Here is a 5,838-nt window from a genome sequence, read left to right on the forward strand (position 1 = left end):
CTACTGTAAATCAGGCACTTATACTTTGGCAAGAATTTTATTACAGATTCTGTAAAACAGGTATTCTGATAATGTTCAAACGCTGAAATTCCTCAACCATGCACACTATTCGCGGTGAAAGCTCCACTGAACTGCTCCAAAAAGTGGCCTCGGAATTGTTGACCATTAAGCGCCGGGCCGACCTCATACGAATTTTTAAGACAATGCTTCAAGCCAATATCGGCTATACGCAGGCGGCTATTTATATTCTGGATTCGGATACTAACCAACTCTACAACCTGTTACATACCGATGATCTAACCCAAGAACACTCCGTCTTTTGCCCTCAGATACAGCTGAAAGAACTTTCTATAGCCGAGATTCTGATGGATGATAGCCCTGACCTGTCTGGATTTAGTGAGTTCAGTACAGAAGTTGACAGACATCGGTCATTAGTAGAAAAATACCTCTGTAAACCAGTTGCAAAGGGCGCTATGTTTCTAACCTTCTCGTTACGGGAAAACAACGATTTTATAGGCAATCTTTTCCTGCTCTTTGAGGATTCATCCAGTCTACAGCCGGACCTGGTGGACTACCTGAAGTTATTAGCCGTAACAATCAATATGGCGGTCGTTCATCTACTCGCTGTGGAACGCCAGACGGTACTGGGAAAAAATGGTCAACTGCTGAATCTATTCAGGATAAGTTGTGCGCTCACGAACGTACGGGAATTGACTGACCTCCAACGTATCGTACAGGAAATGATCCTGGCTCACTTCGGGGCTGCTTCCTGCGTTGTTATTCTGAAAAGCGAGCGTGAGACGAGTCGATGTTTACTGGTAGCCCATGAACCGGCGTACTTTACAAACGCAAACCCTGAGGGTGTCTATGGCGTACTTTTCTCCGCGTTTGATGATTGCTACCGAAAAACGGTGAATGATCCACGCCCTTTTCTTTACAACCTGGAAATGTTACGTTCTTTGGCGCATAAAGCACCCCTTCTGCAGGCGGAGCTGACTAGCGGAATCGTACAGAAAGTAGTGTATCCAATTGGATTTGAGGGCGGTAATCAGGGGTATTTGTTTTTCAGTTATACGCATCAAAGCGCTATTGCAGGTCTGGATACGCCACAAAACAGGCTGTTTTTAACCCAGTTCTCCTGCGTAATCTCACAATTAATTGAACAGCAAGATGTTCGTAAGCGAATAGCCCAGCAGGACATGATCACCAGGTTAGGAACGCTGATTGCCTCCGTCCGTACGAACGAGGAACTATTGGATGTAATCCAAAAAAATCTTAAAGATGTAATCGGGTTTGCCTATACCAGTATATCAACCATCAACGACGGATTTATGGATAAGGTCCTGTCAAGTGATGAACCCCAGCTTTTCAATTTAGAATCCCTGGTTTACCAGCACCCCTTGCCCGAGTATTTAAAAATCGATTATGATAGCGGCATCCGGCAGGTCGTAAAGACTAAATTCTCCAAAGCAGGTGACGCTTTCGGCTTTTGGGTACTGGCGTTTGACCACGACCGTGAGATTACAGCCAGTACATTACAGTTGATTAAGGATCTCGCCAGCCAGTTGTCGGTGTCGGTTCAAAACATTATGATCAACGTAAAATACGAGCTCCGGGAGAAAGAAAACAACCGATTGATTCAATTCAGTAATGCCATTGCGTCCGTTCAGGATCGGCATAAACTAGCCAAAATAATTAAAGAGCATCTTTCGGAGCTTTTCGGAATCGATGACTTTCTTCTTTGGTCAGTAACCCCCGATTTTCACTACAGATCGCCCGTCCTTTTCGACCAAACCTCCTGGCTCAGAAGCCATCCCTGCTTTCAAACCAATACAGAAGCTCAGTTCAGAAACGCTGATGGTATTCATGATACTCTTATCGACAGAAACGGAGTCAGTTATTTTAGCGAAGAAGCTCTCAAATCAGCCTATCCTGATAATCGTTATTTTGTAAGAGAAGAAACAGATAATCAGTTGATTGACCTGGGAGGCTCTGTGCTTCGGGTTGGGAACGAAGTCGTTGGTATACTGACTTTTTTTACCAGGCGTAGCGATCTTGTGAGGGAGAAGGAAGATCTGTTTCTCAGCATTTGTTCTCAACTGGCCATCATGGCATCCAACAGGATTACGACCGACCGGATATCGGAGCAACTCGCGGAAATAAAGCGTTACAATGAACGATTGGATGATGAGAAAATTCATCTATTAAACGAGTTGGAATTACCCGCCCATAAGTCAGACATGATTGGTAGCAGTGTCGGCATTCAGACCGTATTCAGGTTGATTCAGCAGGTTGCTTATACAGAAAGTACTGTCCTGATTCTGGGGGAAACGGGTACGGGTAAAGAGCTGGTTGCTCGTTCTGTCCATGACAATTCGCCCCGTAAGTCAAAACTGATGGTGAAAGTGAATTGTGCTGCCTTGCCCGCCAATCTGGTTGAATCGGAATTATTTGGGCACGAAAAGGGGAGTTTTACCGGCGCTCTGGAAAAACGCATAGGGAAGTTTGAGCTGGCCAACCAGGGTACTCTGTTTCTGGATGAGATCGGAGAGATGCCGTTAGAGCTTCAGGGGAAACTATTACGAGTCTTGCAGGAAAAGGAAATCGAACGGGTTGGCGGAAAAGCGTCGATCAAAGTCGACGTTCGGGTTATCGTGGCTACCAATCGAAATCTCGAAAAGGAAGTAGCCCTGGGAAATTTCCGTAGTGACCTGTATTACCGGATCAATATTTTTCCGATTCGATTACCACCTCTGCGCGACCGAATAGCCGATGTTTCCTTATTGGCAAATCACTTTATAACCAAATACGCAGCTAAAGCCGGTAAGGAAATAAAGTCACTAAATAGTAGTGTACTTCGTGAAATGCAGCGTTATCATTGGCCCGGCAACATTCGGGAACTGGAGCATACGATCGAACGGAGTGTATTACTCACCCGAGGTGATACGTTGAAAATGGTGGATATACCAAAAACCACGCCAGCGCTAGACGAACGAAGTATATATTCTGATAAAAAAATCATGACGCTCTACGAAAGCGAACGGGCTCATATTATGCACATAATTAAACTGTGTCGGGGTAAGATTCATGGACAGAACGGGGCTGCTACGTTATTAGGAATTCCCCCTAGTACGCTTAATTCAAAAATGAAGAAACTAAATCTTGGCAAACAGGACATACGTTTCTAGATCAGTCAGTAACTATTATGCAGGATACCTTATTAATTGTTGAGGATCAATTTATCGAAGCCAACAACCTTAAACTTATTCTGTTGAAGGCCGATTACCATGTCCTGCCCATTGCCCGGTCGGTAGACGATGCACTGGATATCATCGAGAGGCAGGTGCCGGACCTTGTGTTGCTGGATATATTTTTAAAAGGCGAGCGGACAGGCATTGATTTAGCGCACATCCTGAAAGCCCGAGGCATCGCTTTTGTTTACTTATCGGCCAACTCGGATAAGCGTGTTTTTACGGCGGCTAAGCTGACAGGTCCGTACGGGTTCCTCATTAAGCCGTTTCGGGAACGTGACGTGCTGGCTATGCTGGATATAGCCTGGTACCATCATAGCCAGAAGGCCATCGTGAAGGAAAGCACTGGCACGCAGAAAGATTCCGTTGTAACAGCCGCCCGAAGCCGGGAGTTTAAAAAGATTGTTGGCACTAGTGAAGCGCTTCAGGCCGTATTACGTGAACTCGGAACCGTTGCCGCTACGAATGTTCCCGTTCTATTGCTGGGAGAAAGCGGTACGGGCAAGGAGTTGATAGCCAGATCGATTCATGAACTTTCAACCCGTCATACCAGTAAGTTCGTAATCGTGGATTGTGCAACACTACCCCCGAATCTAATCGAATCGGAACTGTTTGGGCATGAGAAAGGAGCGTTTACAGGCGCTGTCGATAAAAGGATCGGTAAGTTTGAGCAGGCCAATGGTGGCACGCTCTTCCTGGATGAAATCGGAGAGCTACCGCTCGATTTACAGGTAAAATTCCTGCGCGTTTTACAGGAAATGGAAATAGAACCCATCGGTGGTAAACGAAGAAAAGTTGATATCCGGATCGTTGCCGCTACAAACCGGAATCTGGAAGAGGAAATGGCCAACGGGAAATTTCGCCTTGATCTCTATTACCGGCTAAATGTTTTTCCCGTGCAACTTCCCCCGCTGCGGGAGCGAAAGACCGATATCATTCACCTGGCTACGCATTTTCTAGAGGTCCAGACCGTTCGGCTTGGTAAACCGATCAGGGGATTTTCCGAAGAAGTAAAAAAAACACTGATCAGCTATCACTGGCCTGGCAATGTGCGTGAACTGGAAAACCTGATTACCCGGGCTATACTGCTGTGTCAGGGAGATGAGATCAGGGAAGTACAGATTCCAACCAGCCAGCCTGCGAAAGGAACCCAGGACGATCAAAAAGTTAAAACCATAACCGAAAACGAACGCGATCATATTCTGGCCGCCCTTCGGCAATGCAACTGGAAAATTTACGGTCCGGGGGGCGCAGCCGAGCTGTTGGAAATAAACGCGTCGACGCTCAAATCCAGAATGAAAAAGCTGGGAATATAGGCGTAGTTGTTAATTCTTCTTTCGGCAGCTTGCTACTTAAACGATATATAGCTGTTTTGACGACGTTAACGGTATATCGTGATTTTATTATTATTTTTATAGAGATAAGTTGTTGAAATTGAGTAATTTGTAGGTGTGGCATGAGTTTTGGTTTTCTATTAATAGTCAAGCTTGTATACGCCTGATAGTTTATCAAATAATTCTTCACAAGAGTTGTGAAAAAGGATGGATTCTTTTGATCGTTGCGCTAGTTCTTCGTTTTTAATTATTGCGTATACAGACTATCGTTATCGAAAGCGTTTGCCAGTTTCCAAAGCAGCTACCTTGGGGCTTCATTGATAAAAAAACCTGGGTCGTAGTCTTGTCAGTAGTTCAGAAAGACCTTGACCAGAAATCATTTACCATAAAAAAATGGACCAGGCAGACGACAGCAACAAAGGATTTAAAACTGATCGGATCAAAGCGCTAGCTGATGGCGTGTTTGGCATAGCCATGACGCTGCTGGTGCTGGATGTCAAAGAATCGGCCGGTCAGGGTCAGGAATTCTGGGAGCAGTTTCAGCCAATCCTCGCTAAGCTTTTCCCCTATACCGTCAGCTTTCTCATTTTGGGTATCTATTGGACAGGGCACCACTCACAATTTTATTTTATCAAGCATACAACCCGTATCCATCTGTGGCTCAACATCATCCTGCTCATGTTTGTTGCCCTGATCCCGTTTTCGGCAGCCTTACTGAGTGAGAAAAAGTTGAGCCAATTCTCTGTCTTGATCTATGGGTGTAATCTAATTGCGGTATTGCTGGCTTTTTATGGTCAGTGGTGGTATGCTACGTACAACCATCGCCTGATCGATCCAAAACTCGATAATCGTATTGTATCCATTACAAAAAAAAGAATGATCATTCAGGTCGTCTTCTTTTTTATTGCTCTTGCAGCCTCATACCTGAATACAACGGTAAGTTTGGTTTTATTTCTTCTGGGACAATTGTCTTATGTCTTGCTTACCACCCAAACCCCGACAGGTGCCCCTGCCAATGTCGAGAAAGCGGTTTCGAAGAACCAGACTGAAAACGAGAACTCGAAATAAACGGGTGTCAGCTGACTATTTTGTCCCTTTAGAAATTGAAATGAACAGTCGCCTGTTTAAACTTTTAGTAGAGTGGTTTTTGTCCTTCTGACGAAGGAAGAACCTTAAGATATCATCAATCACAAGTATGGATACATGAGATTCTTACTTAATCAGAAGGCCAAAAGCACCCATGTTTAATTTTT

The 5,838-nt window shown here is 44.8% G+C and carries 3 protein-coding genes; all 3 read left to right on the forward strand.

The features are described from left to right. Positions 1 to 98 precede the first annotated feature (98 nt). Positions 99 to 3,188, forward strand: a complete 3,090-nt coding sequence (locus ACOJS8_RS14820) for a sigma-54 interaction domain-containing protein (protein ID WP_420149320.1) — start codon at positions 99 to 101, stop codon at positions 3,186 to 3,188. Positions 3,189 to 3,205: 17 nt separating this feature from the next. Then, complete coding sequence (locus ACOJS8_RS14825; protein ID WP_420149321.1) at positions 3,206 to 4,567, forward strand: sigma-54-dependent transcriptional regulator; 1,362 nt, start codon at positions 3,206 to 3,208, stop codon at positions 4,565 to 4,567. 411 nt (positions 4,568 to 4,978) lie between these two features. Next, positions 4,979 to 5,653 carry a TMEM175 family protein gene (locus ACOJS8_RS14830; RefSeq protein ID WP_420149322.1) on the forward strand — a complete coding sequence of 225 codons (675 nt, stop codon included), beginning with the start codon at positions 4,979 to 4,981 and terminating at the stop codon, positions 5,651 to 5,653. Positions 5,654 to 5,838 lie beyond the last annotated feature (185 nt).

This window comes from Spirosoma sp. (assembly GCF_048594605.1).
GTDB lineage: Bacteria > Bacteroidota > Bacteroidia > Cytophagales > Spirosomataceae > Spirosoma.

Excerpts from the sequence above, each read along its gene's own strand:
- ACOJS8_RS14820 (WP_420149320.1), top strand. The coding sequence starts at position 99 with ATGCACACTATTCGCGGTGAAAGCTCCACTGAACTGCTCCAAAAAGTG.
- ACOJS8_RS14825 (WP_420149321.1), top strand. The coding sequence starts at position 3,206 with ATGCAGGATACCTTATTAATTGTTGAGGATCAATTTATCGAAGCCAAC.
- ACOJS8_RS14830 (WP_420149322.1), top strand. The coding sequence starts at position 4,979 with ATGGACCAGGCAGACGACAGCAACAAAGGATTTAAAACTGATCGGATC.